At 64.0% G+C, this 22,686-nt stretch carries 21 protein-coding genes and 1 pseudogene; 10 read left to right on the forward strand and 12 right to left on the reverse strand.

All coding sequences use genetic code 11. The annotated features are described in order from the left end of the window. The 4 genes from VGL01_RS08500 to VGL01_RS08515 all read right to left on the reverse strand — a co-directional run. The coding region (locus tag VGL01_RS08500) for an ABC transporter permease subunit (protein ID WP_414720200.1) at window positions 1-187 on the reverse strand (187 nt) is incomplete at its 3' end. Next, entirely contained in the window at window positions 188-727 is a 540-nt protein-coding gene (locus VGL01_RS08505; RefSeq protein WP_331568421.1) for a hypothetical protein, read from the reverse strand. Between the two features lie 200 nt (window positions 728-927). Continuing rightward, the gene (ispH, locus tag VGL01_RS08510; protein ID WP_331568422.1) at window positions 928-1,887 is read right to left on the reverse strand and encodes a 4-hydroxy-3-methylbut-2-enyl diphosphate reductase; all 960 of its coding nucleotides are present in this window, start codon (window positions 1,885-1,887) and stop codon (window positions 928-930) included. 3 nt (window positions 1,888-1,890) lie between these two features. After that, on the reverse strand, window positions 1,891-2,346 hold the full coding sequence (locus VGL01_RS08515) for a peptidylprolyl isomerase (protein WP_331568423.1): 456 nt from the start codon (window positions 2,344-2,346) through the stop codon (window positions 1,891-1,893). 192 nt (window positions 2,347-2,538) lie between these two features. Here VGL01_RS08515 and radC point away from each other — a divergent pair, with 192 nt between their 5' ends. From radC to nadB, 4 genes are all read left to right on the forward strand, one after another. After that, window positions 2,539-3,261, forward strand: a complete 723-nt coding sequence (gene radC, locus VGL01_RS08520) for a RadC family protein (RefSeq protein ID WP_414720201.1) — start codon at window positions 2,539-2,541, stop codon at window positions 3,259-3,261. A 220-nt stretch (window positions 3,262-3,481) separates the two neighbouring features. Beyond that, window positions 3,482-3,715, forward strand: coding sequence for a 50S ribosomal protein L28 (rpmB, locus tag VGL01_RS08525; protein ID WP_173259265.1), 234 nt, complete (start codon window positions 3,482-3,484; stop codon window positions 3,713-3,715). 10 nt (window positions 3,716-3,725) lie between these two features. Continuing rightward, window positions 3,726-3,893 carry a 50S ribosomal protein L33 gene (gene rpmG / locus VGL01_RS08530; RefSeq protein ID WP_121281636.1) on the forward strand — a complete coding sequence of 56 codons (168 nt, stop codon included), beginning with the start codon at window positions 3,726-3,728 and terminating at the stop codon, window positions 3,891-3,893. A gap of 122 nt (window positions 3,894-4,015) precedes the next feature. Beyond that, complete coding sequence (gene nadB / locus VGL01_RS08535; protein WP_331568424.1) at window positions 4,016-5,614, forward strand: L-aspartate oxidase; 1,599 nt, start codon at window positions 4,016-4,018, stop codon at window positions 5,612-5,614. A gap of 19 nt (window positions 5,615-5,633) precedes the next feature. On the opposite strand, the gene nadC is transcribed toward nadB, so the two are convergent. The 6 genes from nadC to purN form a co-directional block, all read right to left on the reverse strand. After that, the gene (gene nadC, locus VGL01_RS08540; protein ID WP_414720202.1) at window positions 5,634-6,533 is read right to left on the reverse strand and encodes a carboxylating nicotinate-nucleotide diphosphorylase; all 900 of its coding nucleotides are present in this window, start codon (window positions 6,531-6,533) and stop codon (window positions 5,634-5,636) included. A 23-nt stretch (window positions 6,534-6,556) separates the two neighbouring features. Beyond that, window positions 6,557-7,702, reverse strand: coding sequence for a quinolinate synthase NadA (nadA, locus tag VGL01_RS08545; protein WP_331568426.1), 1,146 nt, complete (start codon window positions 7,700-7,702; stop codon window positions 6,557-6,559). Window positions 7,703-7,837: 135 nt separating this feature from the next. Further along, window positions 7,838-9,034, reverse strand: a complete 1,197-nt coding sequence (locus VGL01_RS08550) for a DesA family fatty acid desaturase (RefSeq protein ID WP_331568427.1) — start codon at window positions 9,032-9,034, stop codon at window positions 7,838-7,840. Window positions 9,035-9,215: 181 nt separating this feature from the next. Further along, a complete protein-coding gene (locus tag VGL01_RS08555) occupies window positions 9,216-10,541 on the reverse strand; it encodes a mechanosensitive ion channel family protein (protein ID WP_331568428.1) in 1,326 nt (441 codons plus the stop codon). Between the two features lie 69 nt (window positions 10,542-10,610). Further along, window positions 10,611-12,014, reverse strand: coding sequence for an RsmB/NOP family class I SAM-dependent RNA methyltransferase (locus VGL01_RS08560; RefSeq protein WP_331568429.1), 1,404 nt, complete (start codon window positions 12,012-12,014; stop codon window positions 10,611-10,613). Window positions 12,015-12,096: 82 nt separating this feature from the next. Then, on the reverse strand, window positions 12,097-12,744 hold the full coding sequence (purN, locus tag VGL01_RS08565) for a phosphoribosylglycinamide formyltransferase (RefSeq protein WP_331568430.1): 648 nt from the start codon (window positions 12,742-12,744) through the stop codon (window positions 12,097-12,099). 149 nt (window positions 12,745-12,893) lie between these two features. Here purN and VGL01_RS08570 point away from each other — a divergent pair. The 5 genes and pseudogenes from VGL01_RS08570 to dut form a co-directional block, all read left to right on the forward strand. Then, a pseudogene (locus VGL01_RS08570) lies at window positions 12,894-13,817 on the forward strand (bifunctional riboflavin kinase/FAD synthetase); the annotation flags it as partial. Window positions 13,818-13,883: 66 nt separating this feature from the next. Next, window positions 13,884-16,721: an isoleucine--tRNA ligase gene (ileS, locus tag VGL01_RS08575; protein ID WP_331568431.1), complete on the forward strand. Its 2,838-nt coding sequence runs from the start codon at window positions 13,884-13,886 to the stop codon at window positions 16,719-16,721. Further along, window positions 16,721-17,221 carry a signal peptidase II gene (gene lspA / locus VGL01_RS08580; RefSeq protein WP_331568432.1) on the forward strand — a complete coding sequence of 167 codons (501 nt, stop codon included), beginning with the start codon at window positions 16,721-16,723 and terminating at the stop codon, window positions 17,219-17,221. The genes ileS and lspA overlap by 1 nt, the downstream gene beginning before the upstream one ends. 95 nt (window positions 17,222-17,316) lie before the next feature. After that, the gene (gene coaBC / locus VGL01_RS08585) at window positions 17,317-18,531 is read left to right on the forward strand and encodes a bifunctional phosphopantothenoylcysteine decarboxylase/phosphopantothenate--cysteine ligase CoaBC (RefSeq protein ID WP_331568433.1); all 1,215 of its coding nucleotides are present in this window, start codon (window positions 17,317-17,319) and stop codon (window positions 18,529-18,531) included. A 67-nt stretch (window positions 18,532-18,598) separates the two neighbouring features. Next, window positions 18,599-19,045 carry a dUTP diphosphatase gene (dut, locus tag VGL01_RS08590; RefSeq protein ID WP_331568434.1) on the forward strand — a complete coding sequence of 149 codons (447 nt, stop codon included), beginning with the start codon at window positions 18,599-18,601 and terminating at the stop codon, window positions 19,043-19,045. A 124-nt stretch (window positions 19,046-19,169) separates the two neighbouring features. On the opposite strand, the gene clpA is transcribed toward dut, so the two are convergent. Beyond that, on the reverse strand, window positions 19,170-21,467 hold the full coding sequence (gene clpA, locus VGL01_RS08595; RefSeq protein WP_173259248.1) for an ATP-dependent Clp protease ATP-binding subunit ClpA: 2,298 nt from the start codon (window positions 21,465-21,467) through the stop codon (window positions 19,170-19,172). After that, window positions 21,464-21,778, reverse strand: a complete 315-nt coding sequence (clpS, locus tag VGL01_RS08600) for an ATP-dependent Clp protease adapter ClpS (RefSeq protein WP_173259246.1) — start codon at window positions 21,776-21,778, stop codon at window positions 21,464-21,466. The genes clpA and clpS overlap by 4 nt, the downstream gene beginning before the upstream one ends. Before the next feature lie 543 nt (window positions 21,779-22,321). Between clpS and cspD the strand changes: the two genes are divergently transcribed. After that, window positions 22,322-22,528, forward strand: a complete 207-nt coding sequence (gene cspD / locus VGL01_RS08605) for a cold shock domain-containing protein CspD (RefSeq protein ID WP_017776809.1) — start codon at window positions 22,322-22,324, stop codon at window positions 22,526-22,528. Window positions 22,529-22,686: the final 158 nt, after the last annotated feature.

The following is a 22,686-nucleotide window of genomic DNA, read 5'->3' on the forward strand; positions in this document are numbered from 1 at the left end:
CGGGGAAGTGGTTGTGCAGCACCGAGATGGTCGATAACGCGACCATCGCGCCGACCATCAGTACGTCGCCGTGGGCGAAGTTGATGATGCCCAGAATGCCGTACACCATTGTGTAGCCCAGTGCGATGATGGCATAGACGCAGCCGAGCACCAGACCGTTGAGGATCTGCTGGATGAAGATATCCATTTAAAGCTCCTTAGCCAGTGCGACTGGATTTGCGCCCGGTGTCCGCCGTAATGCGGACGGTTGACGAAAATCGCAACGGCACTGCGGGTACTGATAAAAAAACCGGTAAGGGTTGGCCGCCTCACACGCGCCGCAAGTAGCCGTGATCCGGCGGCCGGCCCGATGAGGCGGATGCAAAAACGGCACCGTCGGGTAGCGGTGCCGTCGGACTACTGCTTCTTCGTTACTGCGATGAACCGGTGCCATGACGGGCGCCGTCACGGCGCCGTCATTCGTCGGACGATTCCGGGCGATGCCGGCGCAAGCCGGCCGGAAACGCCAGTCCTGCCTCGTTCCCGCGAAAGCCGTGCCGATTGCGCGGGCGGCGAACGCCACCGCCGCCTCGCCATCGCTCGCCTCGCCGCTGCTCGATTTGCCGATCGCGGCGTAAGCAAACTGGACATGCATTAACTCGGTCTCCTGCGCCTTGCCGAAACTAGTGCCGAAGGTCACCAGACCTTTAGGACGCGCGCATTGTAACTCCAATTGAGGGCTGGCCAATAAAGGGGATCGGCAGGGTTTTCCTGCATTGCAACCTTTTTTTGAGGTATCTATTTGGGCAGGATTGCAACCCGGTTGCAATCCTGCCGACATTTTGAGGAGCAACCACGCAAGGCCGGCGCGAATGGCGAATAAAAAAGCGCGCTCGAGGGCGCGCTTTTTTTGAGAAAAGAAATCGCCGAGGCTCTCGGCAGCAAAGCTTACTCGGGCAGCGTGAGGCCACGCGGCAACGGGAAAGCGATGCCCTCCTCGATGCCTTCCAGCGCGCGCACGTTGCGCACGCCGAGTTCGCGCAACCGGCCGATCACCGCCTGCGCCAGCACTTCGGGAGCCGAGGCGCCGGCCGTCACGCCGATGCGGCGTTTGCCCTCGACCCAGGCGGGATCGATCTGTTCGGGCGCATCGACCATATAGGCAGGCACGCCGCGCTTTTGCGCGACTTCCCGAAGCCGGTTCGAATTCGAGCTGTTGGGGCTGCCGACGACGATTACGACATCGCACTGCGGTGCCATGAATTTGACCGCATCCTGGCGATTTTGAGTGGCGTAGCAGATATCCTGCTTTTTCGGCTCGCGGATGGAGGGAAAGCGGGATTTCAGCGCCGAAATGATTTCCGACGCATCATCCACGGAAAGCGTCGTTTGCGTGACGAATGCGATGCGCTCGGGGTCGGCCGGCTCGAGCGAATGGACGTCCTCGACGCTCTCGACGAGATACATGCCCTCGGCGCACTGCCCCATCGTCCCCTCGACCTCGGGGTGCCCCTTGTGGCCGATCATGATGATATCGAGGCCTTCTTGCCGCATCTTCGCGACCTCGATATGTACTTTCGTCACGAGCGGGCAGGTCGCGTCGAAGATGCGCAGTCCGCGCGCATCGGCCTCGTCGCGCACGGCCTTCGATACGCCGTGCGCGCTGAAGATGACCGTGCTGCCCGCCGGTACTTCCTCGAGCAATTCGACGAAGACCGCGCCCTTTTTGCGCAAGTCCTCGACGACATAGGCGTTATGGACGATCTCGTGCCGCACGTAGATCGGCGCACCGAACAGCTTGATCGCCCGCTCGACGATTTCGATCGCGCGATCGACGCCCGCGCAAAAGCCGCGCGGCTGGGCGAGCAGGATCTCGGCGGTGGCGAGGGAAGTTTCCATGAAGCTCATGTCTTACAAAATTCCGATGATTTTCACTTCGAACGTGAGCGCCTGGCCCGCGAGCGGGTGATTGAAGTCGAAAAGCGCCGACGTTTCGCCGACCTCCTTGAGCACGCCCGCATAGCGGCCGCCGTCCGGCGCGTTGAATTCGATCACGTCGCCCGGGGTGAAATCCTCGTCGACCATGCCGTTTTCGCGCAAGGCGGCCAGCGCGACGCGCTGAACCAGCTCGGGATTGCGCTCGCCGAAGGCCTTTCCCGCACCTAGCCGGAAGGTGGAATGGTGTCCCGTCTTGAGCCCCACGAGAATGTCTTCCAGCGGCGGCGCGATTTGCCCCGCCCCGACGAGCAGCGTGGCCGGCTTGTCTCCGAAGGTATTGACGATGTCGGCGCCGTCGGCCAGTGCAAGCCGGTAATGGAGGGTGACGTGCGAGCCGGGTTTTACTTCGGAGAGATCGATGATGCTCATGGGAATAACTCGTTCGGTCGGAGCGCAGGGTGCGCGCCGTGCATGCAACGCAAAGCCGCCGCGGCCGCGTCGCGCGCGGCGGCGCCCGACGCAAAGTCTGTATTGTAAGTCACCTGGCGGTGGGCACGCATGGGCGGCGAAGACGCGGCCGGGCACACCGCCGCGGCGGCTTGCGATGGTGGGAGAGCGTTGATGCGGGATAGTTCCTATAGTTCCTGTCCCATCGCCGGCATGGGGGACAAAGAGGCGCAAGACCGGCGCCCGCGCGACATGCCGCGCGAGCGGCTCTTCGGCGCCGGAGCGGGCGCGCTTTCCGACACGGAGCTCATCGCCATTTTCCTTGGCTGCGGCTTGCCCGGGCGCGACGTCTTCGAACTCGCCCGGTCGCTGCTCGAGCGTTTCGGCTCGCTGCGCAGCATGCTCGAGGCAACACCGGCCGACTTCCGGGGACTGCGCGGCATCGGGCCGGCCAAAACGGCCGTATTGCTTGCGGTCGTGGAGATGGCACGTCGCGCGCTCGCCGAAAAGGCCCGCGAGATGCCATTCATCGATTCGAGCGCCGCGGTGGAAGACTACGTGCGCCTGCTGATCGGTACCCGGCCGTACGAGGTATTCGTCTGCTTGTTTCTCGATGCGCGCCACCGACTCATCGACAGCGAGGAAAGCGCGCGCGGCTCGCTCACGCGCATGGCCGTCTACCCGCGCGAGATCGTGCGCCGTGCATTGGCCGTCAATGCCGCCGCACTCGTCGTGGCGCATAATCACCCCTCGGGCGCGGCTCAGCCGAGCGCGAGCGACCGCCAGCTCACCCGCATGCTGCGCGACGCCCTGGCGCTCGTCGACATCAAGCTCGTCGATCACCTCGTGGTGGGCCGCAGCGCCGTTTTCTCGTTCGCGCACGCCGGGTGGCTTTGATGTGCGCAGCCCCGCCTGGCGGCGGCCCGGCGGGCGAAACGCAAATTCGGTTTGATTTATCGGCTCTTTTTCTGCTAGAATCGCCGTCTACCTCTTTTCCAACACGTTCCGCAGCCCCGAATCGTAAGAATCGTCAGGCCCGGCAGTTGGCCCAGAGTTGGCCAGCCGGCTTGAGCCGAGGCTCGAACCCCGAATAAAAGCGTTTTAGGAGTGCTCTCATATGGCACGCGTATGCCAAGTAACTGGGAAAGCGCCGATGAGCGGCAACAACGTTTCCCACGCGAACAACAAGACGAAGCGGCGCTTCCTGCCGAACCTGCAATACCGCCGTTTCTGGGTGGAGAGCGAAAACCGGTGGGTGCGCCTGCGCATCTCGAACGCCGGCCTGCGCCTCATTGACAAGAACGGCATCGATTCCGTGCTCGCCGATCTGCGCGCACGCGGCGAAGTCTAAGGAGTAAATCATGGCGAAAGGCGCACGCGACAAGATCAAGCTCGAGTCGACCGCAGGTACGGGTCACTTCTATACGACGACCAAGAACAAGCGCAACATGCCGGAAAAGATGGCGATCATGAAGTTCGATCCCGTCGTCCGTAAGCATGTTGAGTACAAGGAAACCAAGATCAAGTAATCTGGTTTTCGGCGAGCCTGAAGACAACGAAAAGCCCCGCCCTCGTGCGGGGCTTTTTGCGCATGGCTTCGTTGCAAACAGCCAGGCGACGCCGAGCCCGAGACTGAGGACAAGGACAAAACATGAATTTCGATGTCGTGATCGTGGGCAGCGGGCTGGCAGGGTTGACCGTTGCACTGAATCTCGCCGAGACGCGGCGTGTGGCCGTCGTGGCGAAACGCTCGATGACCGAGGGTGCGAGCGACTGGGCGCAAGGCGGCATCGCAGCGGTGCTCGATTCAGCGGACAGCATCGAAAATCATGTCAACGACACGCTAGTCGCCGGTGGGGGGCTCTGCGACGAAGCGGCAACCCGCTTTATCGTCGAAGGCGGCCGCTCGGCGATCGAATGGCTGATCGCGCAAGGCGTGCCGTTCACGCGTGACGCGGCGGCCGAACTCGGCTTCCACCTGACGCGTGAGGGCGGCCACAGCCACCGGCGGATCATTCACGCAGCCGATGCCACGGGCCATGCCGTCGTCGCCACGCTTTCGGAATGCGTGCGCCGTCACCCGAACATCACGCTGCTCGAAGATCACTACGCGATAGATCTCATTACGTCCGATCGCCTCGGTCTTCCAGGCCGCCGCTGCCATGGCCTGTATGCGCTGGACCTCACGAGCGGGCGCACCGTCACGCTGCAAGCGCCGAACACGGTATTGGCCACGGGCGGCGCCGGCAAGGTCTATCTCTATACAACGAATCCCGACACGGCCACCGGCGACGGGATTGCCATGGCATGGCGTGCGGGCTGCCGGGTCTCGAACATGGAGTTCATCCAGTTCCACCCGACATGCCTCTTTCACCCCTACGCGAAGTCATTCCTGATCACGGAAGCCGTGCGCGGCGAAGGCGGACGCCTGCTGTTGCCCGACGGCACGCGTTTCATGCCGGCCCATGACGAACGCGCCGAGCTCGCCCCACGCGATATCGTCGCGCGCGCCATCGACTTCGAAATCAAGAAGCGCGGCATCGATTGCGTCTATCTCGACATCAGCCATCAGCCGGCTGCTTTCCTGCACGAGCACTTCCCGACGATCCTCGCGCGCTGTCTCGAGTTCGGCATCGATATCACGAAAGATCCGATTCCCGTCGTGCCCGCGGCCCATTACACCTGCGGCGGGGTCGTCACGGATCTGGCCGGCCGCACCGACTTGACTGGGCTCTTTGCCGTCGGCGAAACGGCCTGCACAGGGCTGCACGGCGCGAACCGGCTTGCCAGCAACTCGCTGCTCGAATGCCTCGTCATTGGGCGCGCGGCGTCCGCGGCCATTCAAGGCGATGGGTTCGAAGCCGCCGCTCACGCGCCGCTGCCCGATTGGGACGAAAGCCGCGTTTCCGATCCCGACGAAGAGGTCGTCGTCGCCCATAACTGGGACGAATTACGCCGGCTCATGTGGAACTACGTCGGTATCGTGCGCACCGACAAACGGCTGGCACGGGCGAGGCATCGGATCGCGCTGCTGCGGGACGAGATTCAGGAGTACTACACCAACTTCAAGGTCAGCCGGGATCTGCTGGAACTGCGCAATCTCGTCGATGTTGCCTCGCTCATCGTCGAGAGCGCTCGCTCGCGGCGCGAAAGCCGCGGGCTGCACTTCTCGCGCGATTGGCCGTCGGCGCTGCCGAAGGCACTGCCCACCGTGCTGGCCCCCGAGCGCGTGCGCAACCGGCAAGCGTAACTGGGCGTGACGTGACGGCTTAGACGATTCGCATCGAGTAATCGGTCGCGCGCACGTCCTTCGTCAACGCGCCGATCGAGATCCGATCGACACCGGTCTCGGCAATCGCGCGCACCGTATCGAGGTTGACGCCGCCCGACACTTCCAGCACCGCCCGGCCCGCCGTGAGCTTGACGGCGTCGCGCATTGCGTCGAACGAGAAATTGTCGAGCAGGATCGATTGAGCGCCGTGCGCGAGCGCCGATTCCAGTTGCAAGAGCGTCTCCACCTCGATCTGGATCGAGACGCCGGCGTCGAGCGCGTAGGCGGCATCGAGGGCGGCGCCCACGCTGCCCGCCGCGGCGATATGGTTTTCCTTGATGAGGATGCCGTCGTAGAGCGCAAGCCGCTGATTCGCCCCACCACCGACGCGTACCGCATATTTCTGAGCGAGCCGCAGCCCGGGCAAGGTCTTGCGCGTGTCGAGGATGCGCGCGCGCGTGCCCGCGACAATATCGGCGTAGCGGCGCGTCGCCGTGGCCACGCCCGACAGCAATTGCAGAAAGTTGAGCGCGTTGCGTTCCGCGGTCAGCAGCGCGCGCGCAGGACCGCGCATCGTGCAGACCTCCGAATCGGGCGCCATGCGATCGCCCTCGCGGTACCGCCAATGAAGTTCGATCGCCGGGTCGACCTGGCGCATCACGGCGGCAAACCACGGCACGCCACACAGCACCGCATCTTCGCGAACGACGACGCGGGCATCGCGCACACTGTCAGCCGGGACGAGCCGGCCCGTGAGATCGCCATCGCCGATATCCTCGGCGAGCGCGTCGGCGACATTGCGTACGAGCGCCGCATCGAATGCGTCACCGTACTCGGCCTGGATTTCGGCAAACAAAGGCGACACGGCGGCGGCTTCCTTGGGCTCTGCCCGTGACATAGACTGCATCGGCCGTGCGCTCGTCATGCGGCACCCACGTTCGCAAAGAGCGCAGCGTCGCGCGCCAGGTCGCCGCTTGCCTGGACGCGCGCCTTGCGCTCCGCCGCGAAAGCAAGCATCCGGTCGATCGGCAGGCGCGCCCGCTCGCCGATGGCGCGATCGACGAAGATTTCGTTCGTCCCCCGCTCCAACACGTCGGCAAGATTCGCAACGCCGTTCATCGCCATCCACGGGCAATGCGCGCAGCTCTTGCAGGTTGCGCTGTTGCCGGCGGTCGGCGCTTCGATGAACGTCTTGCCGGGTGCGGCGAGGCGCATCTTATGAAGAATGCCGAGATCGGTCGCGACGATGAAGTGAGTCGCCGGCAGCCGCCTGGCCGCGTCGATGAGCTGCGTCGTGGAACCGACGACATCGGCTTGCGCCACCACGCTCTCCGGGGACTCCGGATGGACGAGGACCTTCGCCTCGGGGTATTCGGCGCGCAGCAAGTCGAGCTCGATGCCCTTGAACTCGTCGTGCACGAGGCAGGAGCCTTGCCATAGCAGCATGTCGGCGCCCGTTTTCTTCTGGATGTATTGACCCAGATGGCGATCGGGCGCCCAGAGAATCTTCTCGCCGCGCGCGTGCAGATCGGCAACGATCTCGAGCCCGATGGACGATGTGACCATCCAATCCGCCCGCGCCTTGACCGCGGCGCTCGTATTCGCATAAACGACTACGGTGCGATCAGGGTGCGCGTCGCAAAACGCCGAGAACTCGTCTGCCGGACAGCCGAGATCGAGCGAGCAAGTCGCGTCGAGATCGGGCATCAGGATGCGTTTGGCAGGGCTCAGGATTTTGGCTGTTTCGCCCATGAACCGGACGCCGGCGACCACGAGCGTCTGCGCCTCGTGATCGCGGCCGAAACGGGCCATTTCGAGCGAGTCGGCAACGCAGCCGCCCGTCTCGTCGGCCAGTTCCTGCAGCTCCGGATCGACATAGTAATGCGCGACGAGCACGGCCTTCTCGCGTACGAGCAGCTCACGGATACGTGCCTTGAGTGCCTTGCGCTCTTCGAGCGACGGCGCAGGCGTGACCTTGGCCCACGCCTGCCCAACGCCGCATACCGCGCCGGCCGCGCTCGTTACGAGCGGCTTATCGAACTCGACAGTCTTGATCGTCGAAGCCATCTTGATCTCCGGTCCCATACCAGGGGCGCTTGGGCCATTCCGCTTGCGGCCCATGTATAGCTGACGCTACAAAAAACAACACCCCGCCAGCGCGGGGTGTTGTGTGACGTCTCGAAATTTTAATGGAATTCGCGCTCAGGCGTATCGGCGCAGCCGCAGGGCGAACTCCTGCAGCGCTTTGATGCCGCTTTGTTCGGCGCGATGACACCAGTCCTGCAACTGGGCCAGCAACTGTTCGCGCGAAGCGTTGGAACGATCCCAGATTGCGGCCAGTTCCTCGCGCAGCTCGATGAACGTGCGCAACGTCTGGCTGTCGGCGAAAATCTCGGGGAGCTGACGTTTCTGCGGTTCGTCGAGGCCTTCCTTCTCCTGGTGGAACCACGTGCGCGCGTTGCGCATCAGCATGTACTTTTCGCGCGCGCCGATCTCCTTCAAGCGCGCAAGCTCCTGGCGATACGCGCGCTTGACCGTCTTCGCGTAGCGCGCCATGACCTCGTAGCGATTCGAGAGGACGGCCTGCAGCGTGTCGTAATCGAGCGCGGGTTTGCGTGCGATGAGGCGCGGTGTCGGCGCGAGCTTCTTCACCTTCGCCAGCCCCAGCAGCGACAGGATGCGGATATAGGCCCAGCCGATGTCGAACTCGAACCACTTGTTCGACAGCTTGGCCGAGGTCGCATATGTGTGGTGATTGTTGTGCAGTTCCTCGCCGCCGATCAGGATGCCCCAGGGGAAGATATTCGTGCTCGCGTCAGCGGAGTTGAAATTGCGGTAACCCCAGAAATGCGCGAGGCCGTTGACGACGCCAGCCGCCCAGAACGGGATCCAGATCATCTGCACGGCCCACACGCTGAGGCCCACGATGCCGAAGAGCGCCACATCGACCACCATCATCAGGCTCACGCCGAGGATCGGGTAACGCGTATAAACATTGCGCTCCATCCAGTCGTTGGGCGTGCCGTGGCTGAAGCGGCGGATCGTTTCCTCGTTCTTCGCTTCGGTGCGATAGAGTTCGGCCCCTTCGAGCAGCACCTTCCAGATTCCGCGCGTTTGGGGGCTGTGCGGGTCTTCCTCCGTTTCGCACTTGGCGTGGTGCTTACGGTGAATCGCCGCCCACTGCCCCGTCAGCATGCCGGTGGTCGTCCAGAGCCAGAAGCGGAAGAAATGACTGGCGATGGGATGCAAATCGAGCGCGCGGTGAGCTTGGCAGCGGTGCAGGTAAACCGTCACACCGATGATCGTCACGTGCGTGACGGCTAGCGCGAAAAGCACGATCTGCCACCATGAGAAACGGAGCAAGCCGTGCGCGAGGAAATCGAGCAAGGAATTCAACAAGGCCTTTACCTGTGGAACGACGACGCCAGCCGGGGCTCGCGACTGTCAGAAAAACGAAAGCAACGGTTGAAACAGATGAACATTGTACTGCAATGATCGCAAGTCGTTGTAACAAAAAAGGTTTCCTGCGCCGCAGCAGCTGCTTTGCCCTGCGGCATGTGGCCGCATCGGGCGCGCCGCCTTACGATGCTTGCGCCACGTCCTTTGCCGTCGGCTCGCTCGTGCCGACGATACGCACCTCGCGAGTCGGATAGGGAATCGCGATGCCATGCTCGCAAAAAAGGCGCCAGATGTTGCGGTTGACCGCGGAGCGCACGCCGGCCGTCCCCTTGGCCGCGTCCTCGATCCAGAACCCGAGCTCGAGATTGATACCGTCGGCGCCGAACGAAACGAAATAGGGCGCGGGTGCCGGGTCCTCGAGCACGCGGTCGACGCCGCCTGCCGCTTGCGCGAGCAACGCCATCGCGCGATCGATATCCGAGTCGTAGGCGACTTGCACAGCGGCTTTCGCGTAGCCGCGCGTGAGAAACGACGAGTGGTTCTGAACGACATCGGTGATGAGCTTTTCGTTCGGAACGAGCGTCTCGATGCCATCCAGGCCACGCACGGTCGTATAGCGGGTGCTGATCCGGGTCACGAGTCCCTGCAGCCCGCCGACGTTGATCGTGTCGCCGATCCGCAGTGACCGGTCGATCAGGATGATGAAGCCCGACACGTAGTTGCTCGCGATCTTCTGGAGCCCGAAGCCCAGGCCGACGCCGAGCGCGCCGCCGAACACGCCGAGCACGGTGATATCGATGCCGACGAGCGAGAAGCTGATCAGCACCGCGGCCAGAATCAGCAGCGCGCGGCCCGTGCGGGCGAGCACGACGCGCAGATTGGTGTCGATCGAGCGCGCCCGCATGAGGCGCTCCTCGAGCATCGAGCCCGTCCACATTGCCACGATCAGCGTGGCACAGACCCAGAGCGCGCCCGTCGCAATGGACAGCAGCGTCATCCGCTCGTTGCCGACGCGAAAGCGCACCGAATCCATCCAGTGCAACACCTGCTCATGGATGCCCAGCACGAAGAGCACCATCCCCACCCAGACCACCACACTCACGATCTTTTCGGCGATGGAAAGCCAGGCGTGCGCATGGCCGTTGCGGCCGAACACACGTCGGGCAACGAAAAAAACGATATAGATCAGCGCGATACCGATGAGCGGCACCAATGCGAGTTCGAGCAGCGACGTCGACATGTCGTCTTCGAAGACCGTCTCCTCGATCCATACGAGGACACCGCCAAGCAGCGGAAACAGTGCCTTGTGCAGACTCTCGGCGCCGAAACGCGCCGGCTCGTGGCGCGCGCTGCGGCGCGAATCGAGCTTGCGGCGCACGACGCGCGCGAGCAGCCACGCGACGAGCAGTGCCCCGACGAGCATGCCGGCCTGCCAGAGCATCACGGGCTGACCGAAGTCGCGGACTAGGCCCGCGACCATATGGGAAAGAATGCGGTTTTGCGTCATCTCGAGGGACTCCGGGCGCCGGCCGCCGGCCTGGGCGGACAGCGCCCAGGCACGGCGTTCGGCCGCCGCTCAGGCACGGCGTTCGAGCACAGCGGCGAAAAAGCCGTCCGTCGCATGGCGATGCGGCCAGAGCGAAAGATACTCGCCCATCTCGAGACCGATGCGCTGCTCGGCGAGCACGGCGCTCGCCGGCACGAGCGCAAACTCCGAGTGCTCGGCCAGAAACTGGGCGACGACCGCCTCGTTTTCCGCTTCGAGCACGCTGCAAGTCGCATAGACGAGCCGCCCGCCCGGCTTCACGAGCCGCGCGGCGCTCGCGAGAATCGAGGCCTGCTTCGGCGCCAGCTCCTCCACCGACGCCGCGCTTTGCCGCCACTTGAGATCGGGATTGCGGCGCAGCGTGCCGAGGCCGCTGCACGGCGCGTCGACGAGCACGCGATCGATCTTGCCGGCGAGCCGTTTGATCTTGATGTCGTGCTCGCTGTCGATGTGCACCGGATGGACGTTCGAGAGACCGCTGCGCGCCAGCCGCGGCTTGAGCTTCGCCAGACGCCGTTCCGCGACGTCGAACGCGTAGAGCCGCCCCGTCGAGCGCATCGCGGCACCGAGCGCGAGCGTCTTGCCGCCCGCCCCCGCGCAAAAATCGACGATCATCTCGCCGCGCCGCGGCGCGACGAGCGAGCACAGCAACTGACTGCCTTCGTCCTGCACCTCGACCCAGCCGTCCTCGAACACCTTGAGCTTCGTGAGCGCCGGTTTGCCGACCACTCGGACGCCGAGCGGAGCGAACGGCGTCGCGCCGGCTTCGATGCCGGCTTCTTCGAGCGCGGCCAGCACCTGCTCGCGGCTCGCCTTGAGCGGATTCACGCGCAAATCGAGCGGCGCCGGGTAGTTGAGGGCCGCCGCGAGCTGGGCCAGCTCGTCGGGCGCAAAACGCTTGGCGAGCGCCTCGACGATCCAGTCGGGCAGATTGGTCCGGATACGCAGCGGCAGGCTCTGCGGATCGATCTTCGCCACGTGCTCGAGCCAGGCGTTCTCGTCCTCGGAGAGGAACGGGCGCAGCGCGGAGCGCCCCGCCGTCTGCATGAGACCGAGCAGCGCAAGACGCCGCATGGGACCGCCGGTACCGCTTTCGGCCAGATGCGCGAACTCCATGCGCCGGCGCAGCACGGCGAACACGGCCTCCGCGATGAGGCCGCGCTCGTTGTGGCCGAGCTTCGGATGGGCGCGGAAAAAGCGGCTGGTCGTGGCGTCGGCGGGGCCCGTAAATTTGAGCACTTCCGCAATCAGTGCCTCGGTCTGGCCGACGAGAAAACCATGGAGCCCGCCTTCGCGCGAGCGAGCCGGCGCGGCACCGGCCGCTTTGGCCCCGCGGGGTGCGCGCAACGGGCGCGCAACGTGGCCGCGCGGCTTCGGCTGCGAAGCGGACGAGCTGGGCGAGAGGGGTTTCGATCGAGTAGTCTTTGTTTTCATGTTGCCTCCCGTCAGGCGCTGGCCGGGCGCGCAGCTGCCCCCGGCGCGGGCAGCCAACGAATATGAGCGCGATGAGGATTCATCACGCCTCTTGGTGAGTATCGGCAAAAAGCCACTGCGGCTCGGGCGGCGTCACGCTGACGCGCATGCCGTCGAGCGACAGGCGCCCCTGCACGAACCAGCGCACGGCGCGCGGATAGGCCAGGTGCTCGCATGCGAGCACGCGTGCCGCGAGCCGGGCCGCGTCGTCGCCGGCCGAGATCGGCACGGCGGCCTGGATGACGATCGGCCCGTGATCGAGCTGGGGCGTGACGAAATGCACGGTCGCCCCGTGCACCGTCACGCCTGCTTCGAGCGCGCGCCGATGCGTGTGCAACCCTGGAAAGCTCGGCAGCAGCGACGGATGCACGTTCAGCATGCGCCCCGCGTAGCGTTCGACGAAAGCGGTGGTCAGCACACGCATGAAGCCGGCAAGGACGACGAGGTCCGGAGCGAAGCTGTCCACGACACGCGCGAGCGCGGCGTCGAACACCTCGCGCTCGGGATACTCGCGATGATCGACGATGGCCGTGGCGATGCCTTCGCGCGCGGCGAACGCGAGCCCGGATGCGTCGGGCCGGTTCGCGATGACGGCGGCGATGCGGGCGGGCCACCCTTCGTGCGCCGCCGCGCGCACGATCGCTTCCATATTGCTGCCCCGCCCGGAAATCAGAATTACGATGTTCTTCATCCGGCGATTTTATCATTGGGGACCTGCGAGCCAGCCACGGCGGCGGCGCCCGACGCCCCGAACGTTTATAATCTCTTGTTTTGCGGCGCCAGCAAGGCGCGCATCGATCCTTGGCCAAGCGGCATCGCGCCGCCCACTCGACGGTTATCGTGAGAGTCTTCCGCGGTCTTCCCAATGCCGAAAGCCGCGCGCCCTGCGCGCTGACGATCGGCAATTTCGACGGTGTCCACCGCGGTCACCAGGCATTGCTCGCGCGCGTTCGCGAAGCCGCCCGCGCGCGCGGCCTGCCCGTCTGCGTCATGACGTTCGAGCCGCATCCGCGCGAATTCTTCAATCCCGCCGGCGCGCCGCCGCGTATCGCGATGCTGCGCGACAAGCTGGAGGCGCTGCGCATGAACGGCGTGGACCGGGTCGTCGTCGAGCATTTCAACCGCACGTTCGCGAGCCAGTCGCCCGATACGTTCGTCGAGCGCATCATCGTCGCGGGCCTGCACGCGCGCTGGGTGCTGGTCGGCGACGATTTCCGCTACGGCGCCAAGCGCGCCGGCGATTTCGCCTTGCTGCGCGCGGCCGGCGAGCGCCATGGCTTCGAGGTCGAACAAATGGACACCGTCGCCGACGCGGCCGGCGCGCGCATCTCGAGTTCGGCCGTGCGGGCCGCGCTGGTCGCGGGCGATCTCGACACCGCGCGCGCCGCGCTCGGACGCGACTACGTCATCAGCGGCCATGTCGTGCACGGGCTCTCGCTCGGGCGGGACCTCGGCTTTCCGACGTTGAACCTGCCGATCGCCCACAAGCGCCCCGCGCTGGCCGGCATCTTCGTCGTGCGGGTGCACGGCATCGAGGCCGAGCCGCTACCGGGCGTCGCGAGCCTCGGCGTGCGCCCGACCGTCGACGACTCCGGCCGTGTGCTGCTCGAAGTGCACCTGCTCGACTGGCATGGGGACGCCTATGGCAAACTCGTGCGCGTCGAATTTCTGAAGAAGCTGCGCGACGAACAAAAGTACGTCGATCTCGAATCGTTGAGCGCGGCGATTGCGCGCGACGTCGCGAACGCACGCGCTTACTTTGCCTGAGGCCGTCCGACACCTGTAAAGAGAGCCTGCGGACAGGCGCCCACCGTTTTCAGCGATTTCACCATGAGCGACAAAAAAGCCGATTCCAAACCCCAGGCCAAGTATCCGGTCAACCTGCTCGACACGCCGTTCCCGATGCGCGGCGACCTGCCCAAGCGCGAACCCCTGCGCGTCAAGGAATGGGAGGACGAGCGCGTCTACGAGAAGATCCGCGCCGCCAGCGCAGGCCGGCCCCGCTTCGTGCTGCACGACGGCCCGCCCTATGCGAACGGCGACATCCACCTCGGGCACGCGGTCAACAAGATTCTCAAGGACATCATCGTCAAGTCGCGCAATATGGCCGGCTTCGATGCGGCCTATGTGCCCGGTTGGGACTGTCACGGCATGCCGATCGAGATCCAGATCGAAAAACAGTACGGCAAGTCGCTGCCGGCGGCCGAAGTGCAGCGCAAGGCCCGCGCCTACGCTGCCGAGCAGATCGAAAAGCAGAAGGCCGGCTTCAAGCGTCTGGGCGTGCTCGGCGACTGGGACAACCCGTACAAGACGATGAATTTCGGCAACGAGGCCGGCGAAATCCGCGCGCTCGGCAAGATTCTCGAAAAGGGCTACATCTACCGCGGTCTGAAGCCCGTGAACTGGTGCTTCGATTGCGGCTCCGCGCTCGCCGAAGCCGAAGTCGAGTACAAGGACCGCACCGACCCCTCGGTCAGCGTGCTCTTCCCGTTCGCCGAGACGGAACCCGTTGCACGGGCGTTCGGGCTGAATGCGTTGCCGGACACGCAAGGCGGTATCGTGATCTGGACCACGACACCCTGGACGCTGCCGGCCAACCAGGCGCTCAACGTTCATCCCGAAGTCGTCTATGCGCTCGTGCAAACGCCCAAGGGCATGCTGATCCTCGCTGAGGAGCGCGTCGAAGCGAGCCTCGCCCTGTTCGGCCTGACCGGCCAGATCGTGGCGGCCGCGCCGGGCGCGAAGCTGGCGAATCTGCGCTTCACGCACCCGCTCGCGGATGCCCATCCCGGCTACAAGCGCACGTCGCCCATCTACCTCGGCGACTACGTGACGACCGACACGGGCACCGGCATCGTTCACTCGTCACCGGCCTATGGCGTCGAAGACTTCGAATCGTGCAAGGCGCACGGTCTGGCCGATTCGGACATCCTCAACCCGGTGATGGGAGACGGCCGCTACGCCGAGTCGCTGCCGCTTTTCGGCGGGCTGTCGATCTGGAGCGCCAACCCCAAGATCATCGAAGCATTGGATGCCGCGGGCACGCTGCTGCATACCGAAAAGTACCCGCACAGCTATATGCACTGCTGGCGCCACAAGACACCGATCATCTACCGCGCCACCTCGCAATGGTTCGCAGGCATGGATATCACGCCGAAGGACGGCGGCGCGACGCTGCGCGAAACGGCGCTAGCCGGTGTCGAGGCAACGGCGTTCTATCCGTCATGGGGCAAGCAGCGGCTTCACAGCATGATCGCGAACCGTCCCGACTGGACGCTCTCGCGTCAGCGCCAATGGGGCGTGCCGATGGCGTTTTTCGTCCACAAGGAGACGGGAGAGCTGCATCCGCGCACGCTTGCGCTGCTCGAGGAAGTCGCCCAGCGCGTCGAGCAAGGCGGCATCGAGGCGTGGCAGGCGCTCGACGCACGCGAGCTGCTCGGCGAGGACGCCAATCTCTACGAAAAGAATCGCGATACGCTCGATGTCTGGTTCGATTCGGGCACGACGCATTGGCACGTGCTGCGGGGCTCGCATGCGAATGTCTCGCAGTTTCCGGCCGATCTTTACCTCGAGGGCTCCGATCAGCATCGAGGCTGGTTCCATTCCTCGCTGCTGACGGCTTCGATGCTAGACGGCCGCGCGCCCTATCGCGCGCTGCTCACGCACGGCTTCACCGTCGATGGCGAAGGCCGCAAGATGAGCAAGTCGCTCGGCAACGGCATCGATCCACACGATGTCGCCAACCGGCTCGGCGCCGAGATCATTCGCCTGTGGATCGCCTCGACCGACTATTCGGGCGAGCTCGCGATCTCGGAGGAAATCCTCAAGCGCGTGACGGAAAGCTACCGGCGGATCCGCAATACATTGCGCTTTTTGCTCGCGAATCTGTCGGATTTCGACTTCGCGAAGGACGCACGTCCGGCCAGCGAATGGCTCGAAATCGATCGCTACGCCGTGGCGCTTTCGGCCGAATTGCAGCGCGACATCCTTGCGCACTATGAGAAGTACGAATTCCATCCGGTTGTCGCCAAGCTCATGACGTACTGCTCGGAGGACCTCGGCGGTTTTTATCTCGACGTGCTGAAGGACCGGCTTTACACGAGCGCGGCCGATTCGAGCGCGCGCCGCTCGGCGCAAACGGCGCTCTACCACATCACGCAAGGCTTGCTGCGCGTCATGGCGCCGTTCTTGTCGTTCACGGCCGAGGAAGCGTGGCAGGTGTTCCAGCCGGGCAGCGACACGATTTTCACCGAAACCTACTACGCCTACCCCGAGGTGCCGGACGCCGGCTCGCTGCTCCAGAAATGGGCACTGCTGCGTGCGGTGCGCGGCAATGTGACAAAGGCGCTCGAGGAGGCGCGCGTCGCGAATCGGATCGGCTCGTCGCTGCAGGCCGAAGTGACGATCCGCGCGAGCAGCCCCGCTTACGACGCACTCGCGAGCCTCGGCGACGATCTCAAGTTCGTGCTCATCACCTCTGCCGCCCAGGTGGTCAAGGTCGATACGGAAGCCGATGAAGGTGTCGAAGTCGATGCGTCGACATACCTGAAATGCGAACGCTGCTGGCACTACCGGGCCGATGTGGGCGCCCATGCAGACCATCCGACGCTGTGCGGCCGTTGCTTCAGCAACCTGTTCGGCGAAGGCGAGACGAGGAGCGCTGCATAATGGCCAAGACCCGCGCACTACCGACCAGTACGACGCTTGGCCCCTGGCTGGGCATCGCGCTCATCGTCATTCTTTTCGATCAGTTGACGAAGATCGCGATCATGAAGGTGTTCGCCTACGCCACGCCCTACGCGCTCACGCCGTTCTTCAATCTGTTCCTGGTCTTCAACCGCGGCGCCGCGTTCAACTTTCTCGCGACTGCGGGGGGCTGGCAGCGCTGGGCGTTCACCGCGCTCGGCGTTGCCGCGGCTCTCGTCATCGTCTATCTGCTCAAGCGCCACGGCAATCAACGGCTCTTTTGCACGGCGCTGTCGATGATCATGGGCGGCGCGCTCGGCAACGTCATCGATCGGCTCGTACATAGCCGTGTGGTCGACTTTCTCGATTTCCATGTCGGCGGCTGGCACTGGCCCACGTTCAATCTGGCCGACAGCGCGATCGTAATTGGCGCAATATTGCTCGTACTGGACGAATTGCGGCGCGTACGCGGCGCGCGTTGATGCGTGCGGCGCGCACTGCCGCGCACGTGGTCGTATTTTGTCGATGATTCGGCGCGCGGCGCTTGCGCTCCGCCCATGCGCCCCCGGAGGCAACGTTGGCAACCGCAGAACTCGCAGGAAAACACCTCGTATTGGGCATGACGGGCGGCATTGCCTGCTACAAGATCGCCGAGCTCACACGGCTTCTGACGAAGGCCGGCGCGACTGTACAGGTTGCGATGACAGAAGCTGCCACCCAGTTCATCACGCCGGTAACGATGCAGGCGCTCTCCGGGCACCCGGTCTATACCAGCCAGTGGGACGCGCGCATCGACAACAACATGCCGCACATCGATCTGTCGCGTACCGCCCAGGCGATCGTGATCGCACCCGCCTCGGCGGACTTTCTCGCAAAGCTCGCGCACGGCCGCGCCGATGACCTGCTCTCCACGCTGTGCCTCGCTCGTGACTGTCCGTTGCTGGTCGTGCCGGCCATGAATCGGCAGATGTGGGCGAATCCGGCCACGCAGCGCAATGTGGCGCAACTGCGCGCGGACGGCGTCGTCGTGCTCGGCCCCGACTCCGGTGCCCAGGCCTGCGGCGAAGTTGGCGACGGGCGCATGCTGGAGCCGCAAGCCACGTATGAAGCCATCGCGTCGTTCTTTCAGCCGAAGTGCATTGCCGGGCGCCGCGTGCTGGTCACTGCGGGGCCGACGTTCGAGCCGATCGATCCCGTGCGCGGACTGACCAACCGCTCGAGCGGCAAGATGGGATTCGCGCTCGCCCGCGCAGCGCAGCAAGCCGGCGCCGAAGTCCGCTTGATTGCGGGGCCCGTATCGCTGGATACGCCGTGGGGCGTCGCGCGCGAGGACGTCGAAACGGCACAGCAGATGTATGACGCCGTCATGCAGTCGGCGGCCGATTGCGACGTCTTCATCGCGGTTGCAGCCGTCGCGGACTGGCGCGTCGATCAGGCAAGCGCCGACAAGATCAAGAAGACACCCGACGGGCGCGTGCCGTCACTCGCGTTTGTCGAAAATCCCGATATCCTCGCCACGGTCGCGCAGCTACCCGACGCACCTTATTGCGTCGGCTTCGCGGCCGAAAGCAGCGAACTCGAAGCACATGCTCAGGAAAAGCGGCAACGCAAGGGCGTGCCGCTGTTGATCGGTAACCTGGGCCCGCAGACGTTCGGCCGCGACGACAACGAGGTCGTGCTCGTCGATGCGTCCGGCACCACGCGGCTCGCCCGCATGGACAAGAACGCGCTCGCCGCCGCACTCATTCGCGAGATCGCGCGCCGGCTTCCCGATGCGAGCCTGATTTCCTAGCGGCACCCGCGCTCACGCGCTGATGGCTGAAGCTATTTTTTTCGTTGTTCTTCCTTTTGCGAACGGCATGAAACTCGATCTCAAGATTCTGGACGCGCGCATGCGCGAAACGCTCCCGGCCTACGCGACGCCTGGCAGCGCGGGCCTCGACCTGCGCGCCTGCCTCGAACGGTCGCTCGTGCTCGAACCGGGTCAGACCGCGCTGGTGCCGACCGGCTTGGCGATACACGTCGGCGACGCCGGCTACGCGGCGCTGATCCTGCCGCGCTCGGGTCTCGGCCACAAGCATGGCATCGTGCTCGGCAATCTGGTCGGGTTGATCGATTCGGACTATCAGGGCGAATTGATGATCTCGACCTGGAACCGCGGACAGACGACATTCACCATCGAGCCGATGGAGCGCCTCGCGCAGCTCGTCATCGTGCCGGTCGTTCAGGCGCAGTTCAATATCGTGGACGATTTCGCGCAAAGCGAGCGCGGCGCCGGCGGCTTCGGCAGCACCGGCAAACACTGACGGCGCGGGCCGCCGTCGTTTTTCCGTCCGCATAAAAAGCAACGGCGCGGGTTGTGGCCCGCGCCGCTTGTTTTGTCGGCGGCTCGCGCGGCATTGCATTGCCGCGCGAACCGCTGGCCGATCGTCACTCCACTTCGACCGTCTCCGGATTGGGCGAGCGCGGCGCCGCATTCTCGTCGAATGTCAGCTGCACCGTGTCGCTCTCGTCGACATCGACTGTCACTCGGCCGCCGTTCATCAGTTTGCCGAACAGCAGTTCGTCGGCCAGCGCGCGGCGGATCGTGTCCTGAATCAGCCGCTGCATCGGACGTGCGCCCATCAACGGATCGAAACCATGCTTCGCGAGATGGTGGCGCAGTGCGTCGGTGAAGACGGCGTCGACCTTCTTCTCGTGCAACTGGTCTTCGAGCTGCATGAGGAACTTGTCGACGACCCGCATGATGATTTCCTCATCGAGCGAGCGGAAGCTGATGATCGCGTCGAGCCGGTTGCGGAACTCGGGCGTGAACATCCGCTTGATATCGGCCATTTCGTCGCCAGTCTCGCGGCGCGACGTGAACCCGATCGAGCCCTTTTGCATCGATTCAGCGCCCGCATTCGTCGTCATGATGATGATGACGTTGCGGAAATCGGCCTTACGCCCGTTGTTGTCGGTCAGCGTGCCGTGGTCCATCACCTGCAGCAGGACATTGAAGATATCCGGATGCGCTTTCTCGATTTCGTCGAGCAGCAACACGCAGTGCGGCTTCTTCGTGATGGCTTCGGTCAGCAATCCGCCCTGATCGAACCCAACATATCCAGGCGGCGCGCCGATCAGACGGCTCACCGCATGGCGCTCCATATACTCCGACATGTCGAAACGCGTGAGCTCGATGCCGAGCGTGAACGCGAGCTGCCGCGCCACTTCGGTCTTGCCGACGCCCGTCGGGCCCGAGAACAGGAAGGCGCCGATCGGCTTGTCCGTCTTGCCGAGCCCCGCGCGCGCCATCTTGATGGCGGCCGACAGTGCGTCGATGGCCGGATCCTGTCCGAAAACGACGGCCTTCAGGTCGCGATCGAGCGTCTGGAGCTTGCTGCGGTCGTCCTGCGACACGCTTTGCGCCGGCACACGCGCGATCTTGGAGATGATCTCCTCGATTTCGCCCTTGCCGATCGTCTTCTTCTGCTTCGACTTCGGCAGAATGCGCTGCGCCGCACCGGCTTCGTCGATCACGTCGATGGCCTTGTCCGGCAGATGACGATCCGTGATGAACCGCGCGGACAGCTCGGCCGCCGCCGAAAGCGCACCCGACGAGTACTTGACGCCGTGGTGCTCCTCGAAGCGGGACTTGAGGCCGCGCAGAATCGCCACGGTCTGCTCGACCGTCGGCTCCGTCACGTCGATCTTCTGGAAGCGCCTCGACAGCGCCGCATCCTTTTCGAAGATGCCGCGGTATTCCGTGAACGTCGTGGCGCCGATGCACTTGAGCGTGCCCGAGGACAGCGCGGGCTTGAGCAGGTTCGACGCATCGAGCGTGCCGCCCGATGCAGCCCCCGCGCCGATCAGCGTGTGGATCTCATCGATGAAGAGAATCGCGTGTGGACGCTCCTTCAGTTCCTTGAGCACCGTCTTGAGCCGTTGCTCGAAGTCGCCACGGTATTTGGTACCGGCGAGCAGCGCGCCCATATCGAGCGAATACACCTGCGCATCGGCCAGAATGTCCGGCACTTCGCCGCGCGTGATGCGCCACGCGAGCCCTTCCGCGATGGCGGTCTTGCCGACACCGGCCTCGCCGACCAGCAGCGGATTGTTCTTGCGGCGGCGGCACAGCACCTGGACGACACGCTCCACCTCGGACTCGCGTCCGATGAGCGGATCGATGCGCCCGTCCTTGGCCATCTGATTGAGGTTTTGCGTGAACTGCGCAAGCGGCGTTTCTTTCTGCGAAGCGGCGTCCTCCGACTCCGGACTCGTGTCGCCGGCTTTGGCCGCGTCGTTGGTGTTCGTCTTCGCGATACCGTGCGAGATGAAGTTCACGACATCGAGCCGCGTCACGCCCTGCTGCTGCAGGTAGTAGACCGCATGCGAGTCCTTCTCGCCAAAGATCGCCACGAGCACGTTCGCACCCGTGACTTCCTTCTTGCCGTTCGACGTCGATTGCACGTGCATGATCGCGCGCTGAATCACGCGCTGAAAGCCGAGCGTAGGCTGCGTATCGACGTCGTCGGTACCGGGTACCGTCGGCGTATTGTCATGAATGAAGTTGCGCAGGTTCTGGCGCAGATCTTCGATGTTGGCCGCGCACGCGCGCAACACTTCTGCAGCTGTCGGATTGTCCAGCAACGCCAGCAAAAGATGTTCGACCGTGATGAACTCATGCCGCGCCTGGCGTGCTTCCATGAACGCCATATGCAAGCTGACTTCCAGTTCCTGGGCAATCATGCTTCCTCCATCACGCACTGCAGCGGATGCCCTGCCTGCCGTGCGTGTGTAACAACCTGCTCGACCTTGGTCGACGCGATGTCCCGCGTGTAGACCCCACAAACTCCCCGACCTTCACGATGAACCTTCAGCATGATCTGCGTCGCGGTCTCTCGGTCTTTATTGAAATATTCCTGCACGATCATCACGACAAACTCCATTGGCGTGAAATCGTCATTCAACAGCACTACTTTATACATGGACGGTGGTTTCAGCTCCTTTTCCTGCCGCTCGACGACCGTACCGTCCTGCCTGTCCGGGATAATTGCCATACACCCATTCTAAACAACTCGGTGAGCCCCGCAATCCTGCAAAAACCCGACCGACCAGTTGTCGATCGCACCGCCGCGGTGCGATGCTGCCATCGCGCCGCGCCTGTGCGAACCCGCCGTGCCCCATTGACGGTCGCCGCACCCGCGGCGCCACGTCCGGGCGCGCAGCCCGTTCGAGTATCGCACATCGCGTGCCGGCTCTCCCGCGCCCGCGCAACAGCCCGTTCCGAGCACCTCGTATCCGCTATTCCCATGTGCGTCGATTATGCGACTTTTCAAGAGCGCCCGCTTGCGCCAGCGCACACAGCGGAAGGGGGAAAAACCCTCGAACCGAAGTGCGTTTCTCGACATCTCAAAATTTTCTTGACACTTCTTTAAAGAGAACCAACAATCAAGCTGGCACTTTTTTTCAGCTGGCTGCAACAAGTGCAAGTACGAAAAAATGCCGAGGTGAGCTAGTGCGGAGGGGGCGGCTGCAAGCATGTGGCTGTCGAGCTTTTCGAGCGTGCTCGTGGTGGGACATGAGTTACAGGGGAAGTTGGTATGGCAACTGGTACGGTCAAATGGTTCAACGACGCGAAAGGCTTCGGATTCATCACGCCCGATGAAGGCGGCGAGGATCTGTTTGCACATTTCTCGGCCATCCAGATGAACGGATTCAAGACGCTCAAGGAAGGTCAGAAAGTCAGCTTCGAGGTCGTACAAGGACCTAAGGGCAAGCAAGCATCGAACATCCAGGCCGCCGCCTGAGATCGTTTGAAGCAATGCCTTCGAAAACCCGGCTTCGGCCGGGTTTTTTTCATTTTGCGAACCGCCTTCCCTCGTCTTCACCCGCTGGCCCTCAACGACGCATGAACGCATTGTCGTCCCTCGATCCGCAAATTCTTTGCGCCACGTCATAAATGCGG

The sequence above is a fragment of the Trinickia sp. genome, assembly GCF_036503415.1.
Taxonomy (GTDB): Bacteria; Pseudomonadota; Gammaproteobacteria; order Burkholderiales; family Burkholderiaceae; genus Trinickia.